This window comes from Vicinamibacteria bacterium (genome assembly GCA_035620555.1).
Taxonomy (GTDB): domain Bacteria; phylum Acidobacteriota; class Vicinamibacteria; order Marinacidobacterales; family SMYC01; genus DASPGQ01.
Genome location: DASPGQ010000744.1, coordinates 1 through 14,532, shown reverse-complemented (window position 1 = coordinate 14,532; position 14,532 = coordinate 1). Strand labels below are relative to the sequence as shown.

General features: G+C 63.0%; 17 protein-coding genes. 7 read left to right on the top strand and 10 right to left on the bottom strand.

Annotated features, from left to right (window positions below; all coding sequences use genetic code 11):
- The first annotated feature begins 2 nt into the window (after positions 1-2).
- Positions 3-293, top strand: coding sequence for a NadS family protein (gene nadS, locus VEK15_29840; protein HXV64937.1), 291 nt, complete (start codon positions 3-5; stop codon positions 291-293).
- A gap of 592 nt (positions 294-885) precedes the next feature.
- Entirely contained in the window at positions 886-1,260 is a 375-nt protein-coding gene (locus VEK15_29835) for a hypothetical protein (GenBank protein ID HXV64936.1), read from the top strand.
- A gap of 154 nt (positions 1,261-1,414) precedes the next feature.
- Here the strand turns inward: VEK15_29835 and VEK15_29830 are convergent, their stop codons facing one another.
- The 9 genes from VEK15_29830 to VEK15_29790 all read right to left on the bottom strand — a co-directional run bounded on the left by VEK15_29830 (position 1,415) and on the right by VEK15_29790 (position 8,817).
- Positions 1,415-3,307 carry a hypothetical protein gene (locus VEK15_29830; protein ID HXV64935.1) on the bottom strand — a complete coding sequence of 631 codons (1,893 nt, stop codon included), beginning with the start codon at positions 3,305-3,307 and terminating at the stop codon, positions 1,415-1,417.
- 28 nt (positions 3,308-3,335) lie between these two features.
- Positions 3,336-4,118, bottom strand: coding sequence for an arylamine N-acetyltransferase (locus VEK15_29825; protein HXV64934.1), 783 nt, complete (start codon positions 4,116-4,118; stop codon positions 3,336-3,338).
- Positions 4,119-4,121: 3 nt separating this feature from the next.
- Positions 4,122-5,117 (bottom strand): LLM class F420-dependent oxidoreductase, encoded by a 996-nt coding sequence (locus tag VEK15_29820; protein HXV64933.1) that lies wholly within the window; start codon positions 5,115-5,117, stop codon positions 4,122-4,124.
- Positions 5,114-5,854: an endonuclease III gene (nth, locus tag VEK15_29815; GenBank protein HXV64932.1), complete on the bottom strand. Its 741-nt coding sequence runs from the start codon at positions 5,852-5,854 to the stop codon at positions 5,114-5,116. The genes VEK15_29820 and nth overlap by 4 nt, the downstream gene beginning before the upstream one ends.
- A gap of 6 nt (positions 5,855-5,860) precedes the next feature.
- Positions 5,861-6,166, bottom strand: coding sequence for a non-heme iron oxygenase ferredoxin subunit (locus tag VEK15_29810; protein HXV64931.1), 306 nt, complete (start codon positions 6,164-6,166; stop codon positions 5,861-5,863).
- A gap of 13 nt (positions 6,167-6,179) precedes the next feature.
- Positions 6,180-7,283 (bottom strand): class I SAM-dependent methyltransferase, encoded by a 1,104-nt coding sequence (locus VEK15_29805; protein ID HXV64930.1) that lies wholly within the window; start codon positions 7,281-7,283, stop codon positions 6,180-6,182.
- A 170-nt stretch (positions 7,284-7,453) separates the two neighbouring features.
- Complete coding sequence (locus VEK15_29800; protein HXV64929.1) at positions 7,454-8,233, bottom strand: thiazole synthase; 780 nt, start codon at positions 8,231-8,233, stop codon at positions 7,454-7,456.
- A gap of 25 nt (positions 8,234-8,258) precedes the next feature.
- Positions 8,259-8,459 carry a sulfur carrier protein ThiS gene (gene thiS, locus VEK15_29795; GenBank protein ID HXV64928.1) on the bottom strand — a complete coding sequence of 67 codons (201 nt, stop codon included), beginning with the start codon at positions 8,457-8,459 and terminating at the stop codon, positions 8,259-8,261.
- A 7-nt stretch (positions 8,460-8,466) separates the two neighbouring features.
- Positions 8,467-8,817, bottom strand: coding sequence for a hypothetical protein (locus VEK15_29790; protein ID HXV64927.1), 351 nt, complete (start codon positions 8,815-8,817; stop codon positions 8,467-8,469).
- Positions 8,818-8,964: 147 nt separating this feature from the next.
- Here VEK15_29790 and VEK15_29785 point away from each other — a divergent pair, with 147 nt between their 5' ends.
- Together VEK15_29785 and VEK15_29780 are read left to right on the top strand one after the other, a co-directional pair.
- Entirely contained in the window at positions 8,965-10,170 is a 1,206-nt protein-coding gene (locus VEK15_29785; GenBank protein ID HXV64926.1) for a hypothetical protein, read from the top strand.
- Entirely contained in the window at positions 10,167-11,216 is a 1,050-nt protein-coding gene (locus VEK15_29780) for a hypothetical protein (protein ID HXV64925.1), read from the top strand. The genes VEK15_29785 and VEK15_29780 overlap by 4 nt, the downstream gene beginning before the upstream one ends.
- Here the strand turns inward: VEK15_29780 and selA are convergent.
- The gene (gene selA, locus VEK15_29775) at positions 11,172-12,584 is read right to left on the bottom strand and encodes an L-seryl-tRNA(Sec) selenium transferase (GenBank protein HXV64924.1); all 1,413 of its coding nucleotides are present in this window, start codon (positions 12,582-12,584) and stop codon (positions 11,172-11,174) included. The two genes, VEK15_29780 and selA, sit on opposite strands and share 45 nt — an antisense overlap.
- A gap of 50 nt (positions 12,585-12,634) precedes the next feature.
- On the opposite strand from selA, the gene VEK15_29770 reads away from it, so the two are divergent.
- The 3 genes from VEK15_29770 to VEK15_29760 all read left to right on the top strand — a co-directional run bounded on the left by VEK15_29770 (position 12,635) and on the right by VEK15_29760 (position 14,358).
- Positions 12,635-13,051 (top strand): hypothetical protein, encoded by a 417-nt coding sequence (locus VEK15_29770; protein ID HXV64923.1) that lies wholly within the window; start codon positions 12,635-12,637, stop codon positions 13,049-13,051.
- Positions 13,052-13,066: 15 nt separating this feature from the next.
- A complete protein-coding gene (locus VEK15_29765) occupies positions 13,067-13,591 on the top strand; it encodes an MXAN_5187 C-terminal domain-containing protein (protein ID HXV64922.1) in 525 nt (174 codons plus the stop codon).
- 113 nt (positions 13,592-13,704) lie between these two features.
- Positions 13,705-14,358, top strand: coding sequence for a hypothetical protein (locus tag VEK15_29760; GenBank protein HXV64921.1), 654 nt, complete (start codon positions 13,705-13,707; stop codon positions 14,356-14,358).
- Positions 14,359-14,532: the final 174 nt, after the last annotated feature.

The following is a 14,532-nucleotide window of genomic DNA, read 5'->3' as shown; positions in this document are numbered from 1 at the left end:
AAGTGAAGAAGAAGGATTTCGACAAGCTCGTTGCAAGCATCAAGCAGGCCGGCAAGATTAAGCGGGGAAAGTCGAGGCCCTCGCGGGTGTTTCGGTTTAGGCCTGCCGACATCAAGGCGATTCGAGAGAAGATCGGCGTTTCACAGTCGGAGTTTGCGTTGATGATCGGCGTCAGTGTTTCAACGCTGCAGAATTGGGAGCAGGGACGACGGCAGCCAGACGGGCCAGCTCGCGCACTACTAAAGGTGGCCGCAGAGAACCCGGAGGCTGTCGCTGAGGCGCTCACCGCTTGAGCGCCAATGCGAGAACCGGATAACCAGGGGATGAAGCTGAGAAAGTCCGCCGCCGTTCTTGGACGCGCGGACTTCGCAGGTTTAGACCGGAATGATTTGGCTTGGTGAAAGGCGAGGCTATCTTACCGACTGGTCTACGCAGCTCTGGGTGCGAGCGACCGGCAGGAAGCTACACGTTCAAGAATATCCATGGCTCGAGGGTCCGGTTGGTCCCACCCGGGGCATAGGCGCCGGTTTCTTCGAGGAGCTGGCCCGCCGAGAGAGGCTTCATATCCGGACGGGAGACCAAACGCTTGGAATTATCCCGGACTTTGGTGTTCTCCGGAGCGAATCGTTCGATCCTAGTCAGGTTAGTAAGGGAGTCGCCGCGTTCTACGAGCAGACTTCGTTGTTCGAGCTCGAAGCGTGGTCCCAGTGGTGCGGGGCGTTTCGTCCTTTTGGGGGACTCTTAAGGGTTCTGTTCAGTCGCCGACTTCAGCAGCTTAATGTGCCGCTATCAGGTCTTGACACGAGTCGAGGAGTTACAAACGAGGTTTGGCATCTCGTGGAGCCCGGGTCAGGCCTACGTAAGTATTCGGTGTGGATCCGACACATGGTAGGTACTCGGGACGTTCTCTACGCCGGCAGTTACACTCCGTGCCGGGTCCCTGGGTACGACGGCGTTTGCCTGAAAGTCGTATTCCCACTCCCCAACGGAAACGCGCTCGTCATCATGCGTCCCGAAGCGCATCCGGATGGATCGCTTTCGCTAATTTCCCAAGGCGATTCGTTCGGCTTTCCCGGCTTCTACTTCGTTGTCTATGGGAACGACAAAACCATCTGGGCACGATACGTCCGGACTATGCAGGAGAGTATTCGTGTGTACGAGTGCGAAGATGGGGAAGCTCGGGCGGACCATACGCTCAGAATCTGGGGGTTGATTTTTCTGCGCCTCCACTATCGTTTGCGGCGGCGCAACACGTCCTAGTAATGAGTGCTTCAATTCCACGACAGCGTAAATTAAAGACAGCATTCGAGTGGGGAAGGCGTATGGCGAAACGGAAGGATGAGCTCGAGATTGAAGTTCTCGAACTACCAGCCGAGGGCCGAGCAGAGCTAGCCCGTCGTCTCACCTCGAATCTTCAGTCGGCTCCCGCGAGCGACGCGTAGGCGCTGAAGTAATCGCCAAACCTCGAGCACCCGAAAGCGATGAGTCCCGCGGCAACGCAGGCGCAGGCTACTTTCCCGAAGCGGCCGCCGTCCGCGAGACGGTGCAGGGCGATTCCCGCCGTGGTCGCGACCAGCGGGCCCACGAAGAGAATCTCCTTCAGGTCCTTGAACAGATCGCCGAACAGCACCCTCATCGACGACAGGATCGCGAAAGCGAGACCATAGGCGAGCATAACGAGATAGCCGTCGTTACGGTGGTCGCGCCGCAACACGAGGAAGCCGGCGAGCGCCAACGGAGGAAATCCGTAGCCATAGAAGAGCTCGAGTCTCATCAAGGCTGACGCGAAGCGCTCGGTGATCGGTACGGCGATCGCGCTCGTTCCGGTCAAGAGGCCCGGCAGAATCTCTCGAAAGAAAGTCATAGCGAAGGAGGCGTAGAGCAGGAGGATCGTCGCGACCGCGGCAAGGCCCCAAGTCAACCAAGCCGGTCTCCACCGCTTGTCGGCCAGGCCGAAGAACACGGCGAAGGCGCTGAGGTTGAACAGGCTGGAGACATAAACGAGGAACGAGGCGAACGTCAGCGCTCCGAAACGAATCCAGCCAAGGATTCGAGACGGCTCGCGGGCCGCGGAAGCGGCGGCGACGATCGCAACCGTGTCCAGGAGATGTCCCAGGATCGTGGGCCACATCGCGAGAAACAGACGACTGTTGGTTACCGGAAGAAACGCCGCGAGCAGGGCGGCGAGCACTGCCGGCCCGGGCCCAGCGAGGGTCGCGGCGAGAGCGTACACGCCGACCACTTCGAGCGCGGCCGCGGCCAGGGACACCTGCTTGAGCGCCTCTTCGACCGCGGATCGCTCGCGTGGCAGCCACGCGAAGGGGACGAAGAACATCGGGGAGTAGGGAAAGACGTAGTCCTTTCCGGCGACGCGCCGGGGATAGGCGGTGCGAACGGTCTTCTGCGCTTCGATTCCGCGCTCCACGATGCCGCCCTCCGCCTCCCCGAAGGCGAAGACGTACCTCTGGTGGTTCCGCACGTCGGGAGAGAAATAGCTCGGGTGAAAAATCCCTGCCCCTTTGAGAGCGTATCCCGCAAGGAAGATCCAGACGAGCCAGCGAGCCGAGCGGTCGCGCCGGGTGAGTCGAAGTCCGATGGCGACGATCGCCGTCAGCGCGAGTGCTGGAAAGGTAATCGCCGACGTGACGTGGACCATTCCAAAAGGGTCGATGGCATAGAACGAAGCGAGGAGCACCGACGCGATGGCCCCGGCGGCAAAGGCAGCGCCGAGGCCGAACCCGGCGATGAGACTCACGGCGAGAACGCCGACCGACCAGGAGCGAGGCTCGATTACGGAGTACGGAAGGTTCCAACTCGCGCTCTCGAGGATGAGCCAGTCGATCGGGATTCCCAGCGCGCTCGCGTCGGGATCCTCCGTCCAGATCTCCACGATGCAGCGGCCGCCTTCGTGCCGCGCCTCGAGAGTCTCCGTCCGAAACCTCCCCGGCCTCGCTCGAAAGGCTCCGGCCTGACGGGTACCCACGAAAATCCGCACGTTCGCGTAGCTATCGAGAAATCGCGCGTAGCGCAGGCGGAGCCTTACGTCCTGCGGGGCGGATTGAAGCGGAATCTCGATGCGCGCCCGAGGCCCGGTCCAGCGAAAGCTCAGCGGGAAACGCTCTTCGCTTGCCGTGAATCCGCTGAGGTATTCCCCGGTCGAGGGACCGACGTCGAAGCGGACCGGACCACGGGCCAGAGAGCCCAAACGGAGGAGCGCTTCGGCGAGGACCAGAAGGGCTGCTGCGGCGCCAGCAGTGCGCGCGAGTCTAGATCGGTGAATCCAGTGCTGCGCGGGCTCCGTGCTCATGAAAACGCGAAATTTGGGAACCAGATCATCAGAACGGCGGTCTCGCGAAGCGCGTGCCCGCAGGAAATCTCAACCGGAAATGGAGCTCCAGGATCTCGAGCAGATGCTCGGGATCGCGCACCGTCTCGGTTGCCCTGGTCCGGAAGTGGTCGCTGACGACAAGCTCCCGGTTGCGCAGGATCGCTCTCTCACCCTGTCGGTTCCGCTGAGCGGTCAAGTTCTGCACGAACGGGGATTCAGGATGCGTGCTCGTGTAGTAGTTCGCCATCTCGAAATCGACCGGATAATGGGGCTCGAGTGTGAAGGCATAGAGGTCCATCCAGGACCGCTCCGCGGTTCCCTCGAGCACCCACACGTCCTTCTCGCGTCTCAATCTGTGGTGTCCCGAGACGACCCCCACCTCGAGCGGGAGCGGGTGCAATGGTCCGTCCGCCCCGAAGCCGACGTCGACGACGAACGAATCTGCGCCCACATCCACCCGCAAGAGCATGTGAGTACGCGCTCGTACCGAAGTCGTGCCCACGCGAACCCGCGCCGCGAGCGGCGTCACGCGAAAGCCGAGACTCTCGAGAACGGCCGAGAAGAAAGTGTTCTGCTCGAAGCAGTAGCCGCCCCGCCTCTCGGCGACGAGCTTTCTCTGAAGCGTCTCGACGTCGAGGACAATGGCACGTCCGAGAAGAATGTCCAGGTTCTCGAAGGGAATCGCTGCGAGGTGTGCTTCATGAAGGGCGCGGAGCACGTCGACCGTGCTCTCCGCCGGACCGTCGTACCGGATTCGCTCGAAGTAAGCTTCCAGATTAACGCGATTCACGGCTCAAGCCCGGGCGACGATCTCCGGCATCTCGGCAAAGGCCTCGGAGCCCGATGGAATACAAATGAGCGTCGTCACGCCCGCTTCCCGCCACGCCCCGAGCCGGTCGACGATGCGTTCCTTCGGTCCGCAAAGAGCGACCTCGTCCACGAGCCCGTCGGGGACCGCCGCGACGGCTTCTTTCTTCTTGCCGCCGAGATAGAGTTCCTGGATCTGCTCGGCCTCTTTCTCGTACCCATAACGTCTCGCGAGATCGTTGTAGAAATTCTTGCCCTTGGCGCCCATCCCCCCAACGTAGAGGGCGAGGTTTGGCTTGACGGCATCCAGGCACTCTTGAACGTCATCGCCGAGCGCAACGTGGACGGTCGGGGCGACGTCGAACGTGCGCTGGGGCATTTCGCCGAAGAGCCGAGCGTTTCTGGGCGCGAAGAAGATGGGAAGCCAGCCGTCGGCGATCTCGGTGGCGAGGGCGACGTTCTTCGGTCCTATCGCGGCGAGGTAGATGGGGATATCCGGCCGAAGGGGTGGCATCATCAGCTTGAGCGGTTTTCCGAGACCCGTGCCGCCATCCAAGGGAATGCGATACGTCTTTCCCGCGTAGGTGAGCGGTTGTTTCCGGGCAAGGATCCTGCGAATGATTTCCACGGCGTCGCGTGTGCGGGTGAGCGGTCTTCCGTAGGGCACGCCATGCCAGCCCTCGACGACCTGGGGCCCCGAGACACCGAGGCCCAAAAGGAGCCGCCCGTTGCTCAGCCGGTCGAGCGTGGCCGCCGTCATAGCGGTCAATGCCGGGGAGCGCGCCGGGATTTGCAGGATGGCCGTCCCGAGCTCGATGCGCTCGGTCGAAGCGCCGATCCAGGCGAGAAGGCTCACGGCGTCCGAGCCCCAGGCCTCGGCGACCCACACGGAGTCGTAACCGAGCTTCTCGGCCTGGACGGCGAGCGGCACGAGGTCGAGGTTCGCCGACGTGAGAAAGCCGAGGCTCAGCCCGAGCTTCATGACTTTCGCTTGCCCGCCGCGATTCGATCCCGGAGGGGCCGCCTCGGCGGCCGCGCGGCTTTCGGCTTCCTGGGAGCAACCCCGAGCTTCGGGCACAAGGATTCCACGACGCAGTGCTCGCAGTCGGGGTTGCGGGCGAAACAGACTCGACGACCATGGTGGATGAGGATGTGGCCGAGATCGATCCAACGCTTTCGCGGGATGAGCTCCATCAGCTCCGTCTCGACCTGCTCGGCGGTCTTTCCCTCGGCGAGGTTCAAGCGATGGGAGAGGCGGAACACGTGGGTATCGACCACGAATCCGTCGGCAATGCGGAAAGCGGTTCCGAGAACGACGTTGGCGGTCTTGCGGGCGACGCCGGGGAGGCCGACGAGCTTCTCCATCGTCTTCGGTACCTCGCCGTCGAAATCCGACGCGATCTTCTGCGCCGCGCCGCGAATGGATTTGGCCTTGTTCCGAAAAAAACCGGTCGAGCGGATCAGCTCTTCGAGCTCGGCGGGGTCCGCCTCGGCGAAGTCTCTTGCGGTCGGGTAGCGGGCAAACAGCTTGGGGGTCACCTGGTTGACCCGGGCGTCGGTGCACTGGGCCGAAAGGATGGTCGCGATCAGGAGCTGCAGAGGGTTCTCGTGCTCGAGCGCGCATTGGGCCCCCGGATAGGCCTTTTCGAGCCGACGAACGATCGTGCGGCTACGACGTTTCTTCTCGGCCCAGGTCTCCTTACCCTTCCCGCCGCCCAAAAGCTTTCAGACCTCGACGAGAATGTCGTCGCCTTCCACCTTGACCGGAAACGTGGCGACCTTGACATCGGCATCGAAGAGCGACTGTCCGCTGCAGATGTCGAACTGCCAGGCGTGCCAGGGACAGGTCACCACGTTGCCCTCGAGAAGCCCCTGCCCGAGAGGTCCTCCCTGATGGGCGCAGGTATTGTCGGTCGAGTAGAGCTTGCCTTCGACGTTGTAGATCACGATCTGCCTTCCGCGGACTTCCGCGGTCTTCAGCCGACCGGAAGGCAGCTCGGTCTTCGATCCGACCCGGATCCACTCGGACACTTCGCCGTCTATCTTATCCTTTCGTGCCGATGGCGGCGTAGTCCTGCTCGCCGAAGAGGAGAGCGTTCAGCTTCTCGAAGTTCTGCTTGAGCGCGCGCTCGCCCTCGAGGACGGGTAATAGCTTCGTTCGCTCGGAGACGGGGCTCGAGTAGCGGATCTCGACTTCCCGAAAACCTGCCGCGCGCATCATGAAGTCGAGGGTCTCGGGATGGAGCGGTCTCTCGTGGGTGAGATCGCGGAAATAGGCCTCGAGCAGAGCGATGAGGCTTCGGGGATTCACGGTCTCCACGATGATCCGCCCCCCTCGACGCAGCACTCGGTGGCTTTCGACGAGAAGCCGCTTCATGTCCTTCGGGGGTAGATGCTCGATGAGCTGCGCGGCGAAGATTCCTCCTGCCGAACCGGGTGTCGATGTGGCCAGGAACGAGAGCACCTGGCCATGCGTTGCCTCGAGCCCCTTGCGCTCGCATATCTTCACCATATCGACGTTGCTGTCGACACCCTGCGCGCCGATTCCAGCATCTCGAAGGAGCTCGAGGAACTCACCCCTACCGCAGCCCAGATCGATGACGGGGGCGCGTTGCTCGAACAAGGGTACGTAGTCGGCGAAACGAGCGCGAAGCTCCTCAGAGCTTCCCCGATATCGTTCCTCGAAGGCGACGTAGTGTGCTTCCTCGAGCCGCTCGCGCTCGATGGCGACGGGTTTATCGACCGCTTGGATCTCGGAACGGGCGAGGGCGAGATCCGAGCTCATCCCGGCGAGTCGTTCCTGGACGTTCGCGATGCCGAGGCGCACACTCTGAAGCCGCTTGTCCATCGCATCGAGGAGCAGGTCCATCCGACGGTTGCCGAGAGAGGCGTAGAGCCGGTCCTTGGCGTCCGCTAGCCGGTCAATTCGTTGTGAGAATCTGACGAGCGTCGAGGCGAGCTCCGCTTGACGCGCGGCCACGGCGTTCGAGCTATCGGCGAATCGATTGAGGAACTGGACCAGGGTCGAGTCGAAGGCGCGCTGGCGCGACAGCGCCTGCTCCAACCGGTCCAGCTCGGGCGAGAGGACTCGGCGGGCGAGGCTCTGGAGCAGGCCCCTGAGGCCGCCCGGGCGAGGCGAACCGTCCACGGGAGCGAGAGACGTGGATTCGTTGAGAGCCTGGAGCAGAGATGGAATTTCGTGATCCCGCTCGTAGGGAGCCGGGTTCCGCGCCAGCTCGTCGAGCTCGGCGAGGAGCTCGCCGTAGACCCGTTCCTCCTCGCCAAGCTTTTGTTCGAGCTCCGAGAGGGCCGGGTCGCTCAGAGCCTCGCCTCGCTAGAAACGATTCCTTCCGTGGGACTCGAGGCACTCGCGTAGCGGCGACGGGGCATGCGGCCCGCCTCGTACGCAAGCCGGCCCGACTCGACCGCGAGCTTCATCGCTTCGGCCATCCGCACGGGATTCCTCGCCTCGGCGATGGCGGTGTTCATCAGAACTCCATCCGCACCGAGCTCCATGGCGACGGTCGCGTCCGACGCCGTGCCCACGCCGGCATCCACGATCATGGGTATCGAGATGGCCTCTTTCATCAACTCGAGGTTAGCGGGGTTCTGGATGCCGAGGCCCGAGCCGATGGGTGCGCCAAGCGGCATGATCGCGGTCACGCCGACGTCTTCGAGCTTCTTGGCGACCACGACATCGTCATTCGTGTAGGGAAGGACGACGAATCCCTCGCGAACGAGCGTTCGTGCGGCCTCGACGAGTGCCGCGGTGTCGGGAAACAAGGTCTTCTCGTCGCCAATGACCTCGAGCTTGACCCAGTGTGACAGACCCGCCTCTCTGCCGAGCCGCGCGGTGCGGACGGCGTCCTCGGCAGTGTAGCAGCCCGCGGTGTTGGGAAGCAGCGTGAATCGCTTCCGATCGATGTAATCGAGCAACGATTCCTTGGAGCGGTCCTTCAGATCGACCCGCCTGACCGCGACGGTGACCATCTCGGTGCCCGAGGCCTCGTGGCAGCTCCGCATCAGCTGGAAATCGTCGTACTTTCCGGTGCCGAGAATGAGCCGGGACCGGAACGTTCGTCCGGCCAGAGCGAGCATGCCGCAAGCTTACCGCGAACGGCGCTCAGCCGCCACCGACGAAGGTCACGATCTCCATTTCGTCGTTGTCCGAGAGTTTCACTGCGTCGTGCTCGGCGCGGCTCAGGATGCGGCGGTTCAGCTCGACGGCGACTCGGTCACGATCGAGCTCGAGGTCGTCGAGAAGCCTCGCCACCGATATGGATTCGGGCAGTTCACGGTGCTCGCCGTTGAGCCGAATCCGCATCGGTTGGCTACGCTCCCTCCTTCTTGTTGGCGGCGAGATAGTTGAGGATGACCTGATCGAGGCTCTGATCGGCTTGCGCCGTCTCGTCGCCCAGGAGCTCGTCTCTCGACTTGTCGTATCGCCCCGCCTTGATGTCACGGATGATGCCCCGGTGCTGGTCTTCCATGACCTTGATGATTTTCCCCTCGTCGTAGCCATTTTGCAGAAACAGGGAGTAGGCCGTGCGTTTGGCTCCGAGAATCTCGCCACCTTTGTAGATGAGCGACTCCACCATGGGGTTGTCCTTCCCTTTGTCCTCCGTTTGGACATGGTAGACTTCGCCGTTGTACGGAACGTCAGTGTTGAAACCGGTAATCATGGGGTCGACGCGACGTAGGAGATACTCAGCATTGGACTTAAGGGTCCACCCCTTATTCTCGGCTCGACCGGGCCGAGATGTCAAGTGTCCGGGGCGCGGCCGCCCTGACGAGGCGTGCCACCTCGTTTCTGGCCTATTTCCCCTCCTTTGCTGAGCCTTCTCGTTTGGGTCCCAGCTGCCGGCAGCGTCCTCTCCCTTCTGTCCGGTGAGCGAGTCGGAAGAGGGATTCGCTTCGCGGCCGCGGCCGCACCGATAGCGATCGCCGTACTGGGGCCGGCGCGGGTGACTCACCCGTGGATCCCTTCGATTGGCGCCTCTTACGAGCTCGCCATGGACGGATTGAGCGGCCTCCTCTCCGTCCTGATCTCCCTGCTCGCCCTTCTTGCGCTCGCCCTCGAGCCCCTCGACCGAAAGACTGCGACCCTCGTCTTGTGGATCCAGTCGGCCCTGCTGGGGCTCCTTTGCGCCCGAGACGCACTGCTGCTTCTGGTCTTTCTCGGAATCGCAATGACGTGCCTCATGGTACGGGAAGGCCGCGGTTTTTTTTCGATCCAATGGGTTGGATTCGCTCTGCTCTCGGGCTTCCTCGTTCTCTGTTACCAGCTCGCGGAGGCGCAGACCGGCTTTCCGACGAGCTCCATCGATCGTTTCGAATCACTCGTGGCTTTTCCGAGTTTCGCTGGACGGGCTTTCTTGCTGGGTGCGGCGGGGCCGGTCATCATGATGTTCGGAAGCTTCACGAAAGAGTCGAGCTTGTCTCTCGCGGGCTACTGGGTCGTCCCCACGTACCTGCTCTTGCGGCTGGTCTCGTGCGTCTTCCCCGTGGGTGCCTCAGAGTACGCCCCGTTGATGTTTGCTCTCGGCCTCCTGGGGATCGCATCCGCGGGCCTTTCACCGCGAACCCGGATGGTCCACGGGTATCACGGGCTCGTGCTGCTTGGAATGTTCTCATTGCGCTCCTCGGGAGTCGATGCGGCCCAAATCGAGATGATTCACCTGGTGCTGGCGCTCGCGACTCTGGCTTTGTGCTGGCCGGCCAGAACCCGTCTCGAGGCCTTTCTGGGCGGCGTGGTGATCCTCGTCCCTCCCGGCGCTTCAGGGCTCGTGCGGGCACTCCCTCGGGAGCTCCTGGTCGTGGCGGGGCTAGCATATGGGTGGTGGGTGCTTCGGTTCCTTCGAGCTCGTTCCCGACAGTTCCGACAGCCCGAGATGCCGTTCAGCGGACGGGCCCCGCTGGTTCTCCTCGTCGGTCTCTGGCTGGCGCTCGTCTTGAGTCGGCCGGCTCTCTCGGTGATGCTGTCCGACTCCACGGGAAAAATCATCCACGCGCGCGTGACATCGGAGGAACCTTGATGCAGCGAGTCCTTCCGATTACGGCACTGCTCGGCGTCCTTTGGCTCTGGTGGCAGGGGGAGGCCTTGAAGCATACGGGCACGCTCGATGGCGATCCGTTCAGCCTCTTTCTAACGGCGCTGGTGCTCGCGGGCGTGAGCCTTCCGAAGGCATCGTTCCGGCTTTACCTCGCGGCGGCCTTGATGGTCGTGGCCGTATCGACCCGCGACGTGCTCGCCTTCGTGATCGCGTTCTCGGGTGCGGGCCTCGTCGTGACGCGCTGGGCGCTCGTGGGCGCCTGCGTCGCGATCGCTTCCATTCCCTTTCTCGGCGGGACGGACCTGGCGGTTGTTTCGGTGTCGGCCCCGGTCGGCTGGATTCTATTGGGTGTTGGAACGGTGGCGACCTGGCTCGCCGTCCAGCGGGCGGCCCTTCTGCAAAGGGAACGGGAGCTCACCGAAGGAGTCTTTTTCTCTTTCGGCTCGCTTTCGGTCGTGGTTTCGCTCATGCTTCGGGTGACGGCGTGGAAGCCCGATCTGGTGGGCGTCGATGCTTTTCACTCGATGCTCGCAATCTCGTCACTCGCCGCGGGCGCCATCGGAGTGTGGCGGTCGAGGAGCCGCCGCGATTTCGTCGCCTGGCTCGCCGTTTCCCAGCTCGGCTACCTCGGTCTGTTCGTCCTGGGAGGGCCTCACGGACGTGAAGCCGTCTTGCTCCAGCTCGGCACGAGCGGAGTCGCGCTGTTCGCCGCCGCCCTCGCGCGCGACCGGGCTCTGCTCGGGCTCGGGGCCTTTGCCGCATTTTCCTTTCCGCCGTTTCCCGGCTTCGCATTCAAGCTCGTGGCCGCCAGCAGCGTTCTCGCCGCAGGGCACGTGATGAGCGCAGCCTTTGCCCTGGTTGCGACGACGGCTCTTGGTCTCGGCTGTGTGCGGTTCGTGCGCCGAGCGGAATTGCCCCCGTTCAGCCGATTCGCCCTTCCCGTCGGCCTGGTGGCCGTCCTGTTCCTCGGCGTCGCGCCGGAGCTATCGATCCGCCTGGCTTCCCGAGCCACCGCGGCTTTGTTCTAGACCTCTGAGCGCCTCTTCCAAAATGGCGTCCTCGACGGGCAGGAGGGTGCGCAGGTCGAAGAGCACTCGGTCTTCGGAGATTCGAGCGATGATCGGGGGAGCGTGACGGCGAAGCGCTTCGAGGATCGCGTCGGACGACGTTCCTGGCATTTCCAGGGACACGACGTAGGTCGGAATCTCGGCATCGGCGGCGGCCCCACCGCCGACACGCGACACCGACTCGTGAACGGTGAGAGACAGCGAGCTCGCGTCCGCCAGCCGTTCGACGAGCGCAGAGGCCCGCTTGCGGACGACCTCGGCGGGCAGTGCGAGCATCTGCAAGACCGGGATCTCCTCGACGGCGTGCTCTCGCAGGTGAGATGCGAGTGTCGCCTCGAGCGCGGCGTAGACGAGTTTGTCCACGCGAAGAGCGCGCGCCATCGGGTTGCTGCGACAGGCGTCGATCCGGTCGGGTTTCCCCACCAGAATTCCCGCTTGCGGCCCGCCGAGCAGCTTGTCGCCCGAGAAGATGGAGAGATCCACGCCGCTCGCGAGGCTGTCGGAGACCGTGGGCTCGTCAGGAAGTCCGTACGCCCCGAGCCGCAGCAGGTTTCCGCTGCCGAAGTCCTCGATGACGGGCAGCCCGTGCTCGCGCCCGATCCGGACCAGCTCCGGTGTCGGGGCTGATTCGGTGAATCCCACGATTCGAAAGTTCGATGGATGCACCCTGAGGATGGCACCCGTTTTGGAACCGATGGCTTTCTCGTAGTCGGAAAGGCGGGTCTTGTTGGTCGTTCCCACCTCGCGCAGGCGGGCGCCGCTCCGCTCGAGAATCTCGGGAATGCGAAACGAGCCGCCGATCTCGACGAGCTCACCTCGCGATATGACGACTTCTTTTCCCAGGGAAAAGGTATTCAGGCTCAGCATCACCGCGGCGGCGGCATTGTTCACCACGAGAGCTTTGGTTCCGGGGAAGAGTCGTGAGAGCAGATGGGCCGCGTGCTGGTGCCGGCTGCCGCGGCTCCCGTTCTCGAGATTCAGCTCGAGGTTGCTGTAGCTCATGGCCACCTCGGCGATGGCCCGGCGCGCCGCCGGAGAAAGTGGCGCGCGACCGAGGTTCGTGTGAATCAGAACGCCGGTCGCGTTCAGTGCTCGACCGAGAGAAGGCCGAACGCTCCTCTCGAGCCGCTCGTCGATGGCGGCCTCGATGTCGTCCAAGGCAGCCTCGAGCTGCTCTTCGGTCATTCCGAGAGCGAGGTCGCGTCTCAGTGCTTCGAGTACTTCGCGCGTCGCGGCAACGACACCCGTCCGTCCGTACAGGTCGATGAGTGCCGTGAATCCATCGCGAGCGAGAAGCTTCTCGACGCTCGGTATTCGACGGAGTTCCATGCTGGCATTTTTGCCGAATCGGGGCTAGCATTCTAGCATAAACATCGAACATGCCCGTGGAGCGAGCGCGCAATTACATCGAGCGCCTTCCCGAGATCATCGAGAAGGAGGAGCAGGATCTTTCCCACCTCGATCCCGAGATGATCGAGATTCTCTACCCCGAGCGCGCGCCGAAGGAGTTCACCGTAACCGTCGTGTTCGGCCCGCCGGCGGATGTCGCTACCGGGAGCTACGACTCGGCGGTCGTGCTCGCCCAGAAGGGGCGTGGATACCGCACCGAGAACCGGGGCCGTTTTCTGCGACACTATGCCACCTTCGGCATCGACGAAGTCAGGTTGCTGCACGAGCTCTTCTCGCTCGTAGGCGACGACCCTAGCTGTGAAGTTCTCGTCAAGGGAAAGCGAGTCCCCTATGCGCGGGAGCTCTGGCTACCGCTTTTCTGGTTCTTCAAGAAAGACGAAGATTGAGGAGTTCGTTCGCGAATGAGCTTTCAGGACGACATGGCGATGTTCAATCGGTTGTTCAAGCTCCTCGAGCGTGAGTTCGAGCAGTGGTTCTCCGGTGCGCTCCGAAAACCACCCTGGGCCACTCAAAAGCGGATCGCGAACATCGTGCGCAAGTACTCGGTAAATCCCCCGACGAACCTGACCGAACAGTCGATCTTTGCGATGAACCAGGCCAAGTTCAACACCTATATGGAAATGTGGAATCGCAGGGTGCGCATGAAGGAAGAAGGACGGCTTCCGACCGGCCGCGAGATCCACACTCGCCCTCGTGACGTACCCCCGCCGGAGACCGACGAGCCGCTGCGCGAGGTTTTCGACAGCTACGTGAGCGCCAAGAGGAAGGCGGGTGAAGCCACTTCGAAGCTCGATTACGAGTCGTTTCGCAAGACGCTCGAAAAACAGGCCGAGCACCTGCGCGAAAGCCGGGGGTTCAAGGAAGTCGACTTTGGCGTTGCCGTGAAGAACGGCAAGGTCTCGGTGGTCGCCCGGCCGAAAAAGTAGCATCCGTGCCAATCCCGTTCCCGCTGCGCTTGGGTTCCGCAGCGATTCTGCCGGTTCTCCTGGCGGGTTCTTCAGCGCCAGCCGACGCGTGGCCTGCCGAGGCTTACCGAAGCATGGTCTTCGACACTATGCGTTTGCTTCCACCGTCTCTCGCCCGGGTTCTCTGGCGGCGCAGCGACGCGGTTTCGGAAGGAGTTTCCTCTCTGGAGGGGACCACGGCTTCGAGCCTCGCCCGTGACGGTCGGGAGGGCACGTTGTCTGCCGATCTCGCCGGGGACGTCGAGTCGCGGATCGAGCGCATCGTACGTATGGTGGACGAGCACGACTCCTTCGACGAGATTGCGCAGGAGTTTGGAAAGCTCCTTCGGATCGCCGCCGACCTCGCGGATCCCACGGTCGTGGGCGCGGGAAGGGCCGATCTCCGGCGAATCGCGCCCGAATACCTGCGCTTCGTCGGCTTGAATCTCGATCAAGTTCCACTCGTGTTCGACAGGGGACTTCCGTCGCCTCTCGATGGCGCCTCGGTCCCCGATCTCCTGTCGCGACTGAGTGACGCCACTCGGGCGTCTATCGAGCCGCTCGAGACCGCGTTTTGGAAGGAAGGACGAGTCCTGCCGGCCGAGAGCTTCGACTACCGGTCGATCCCATATGGAGAGCTCTCTCTGAGCTACTCTCGAGGCGTCACCGCGGCTTCCTTCCTCTGGCTGTCTGCCTGGAAGAACGCGAACGGTGATTTCACCGGCTATCGATTCTCGAAGAAACCATGACGTACTCGATGCCGTGGCGGGGACCCGTGATCGATCCGCCTCCGCGCAAGGCTCCGGCGGACCCGCCCCGTCCCGTTCGCGACCAGGAGAACGTCGGATCGGGGTTAGAATAGCAGCCCAATGACCAGCACCAAGAGCGCCCTGCTGAGCGTGGCCAACAAGGATGGGCTTCCG

Excerpts from the sequence above, each read along its gene's own strand:
- thiS (HXV64928.1), bottom strand. The coding sequence starts at position 8,459 with ATGCGGATTCGGCTCAACGGCGAGCACCGTGAACTGCCCGAATCCATA.
- VEK15_29830 (HXV64935.1), bottom strand. The coding sequence starts at position 3,307 with ATGAGCACGGAGCCCGCGCAGCACTGGATTCACCGATCTAGACTCGCG.
- selA (HXV64924.1), bottom strand. The coding sequence starts at position 12,584 with ATGGAACTCCGTCGAATACCGAGCGTCGAGAAGCTTCTCGCTCGCGAT.
- VEK15_29765 (HXV64922.1), top strand. The coding sequence starts at position 13,067 with ATGAGCTTTCAGGACGACATGGCGATGTTCAATCGGTTGTTCAAGCTC.
- VEK15_29835 (HXV64936.1), top strand. The coding sequence starts at position 886 with ATGGTAGGTACTCGGGACGTTCTCTACGCCGGCAGTTACACTCCGTGC.
- VEK15_29760 (HXV64921.1), top strand. The coding sequence starts at position 13,705 with ATGGTCTTCGACACTATGCGTTTGCTTCCACCGTCTCTCGCCCGGGTT.
- VEK15_29800 (HXV64929.1), bottom strand. The coding sequence starts at position 8,233 with ATGCTCGCTCTGGCCGGACGAACGTTCCGGTCCCGGCTCATTCTCGGC.
- VEK15_29770 (HXV64923.1), top strand. The coding sequence starts at position 12,635 with ATGCCCGTGGAGCGAGCGCGCAATTACATCGAGCGCCTTCCCGAGATC.
- VEK15_29790 (HXV64927.1), bottom strand. The coding sequence starts at position 8,817 with ATGATTACCGGTTTCAACACTGACGTTCCGTACAACGGCGAAGTCTAC.
- VEK15_29820 (HXV64933.1), bottom strand. The coding sequence starts at position 5,117 with ATGAAGCTCGGGCTGAGCCTCGGCTTTCTCACGTCGGCGAACCTCGAC.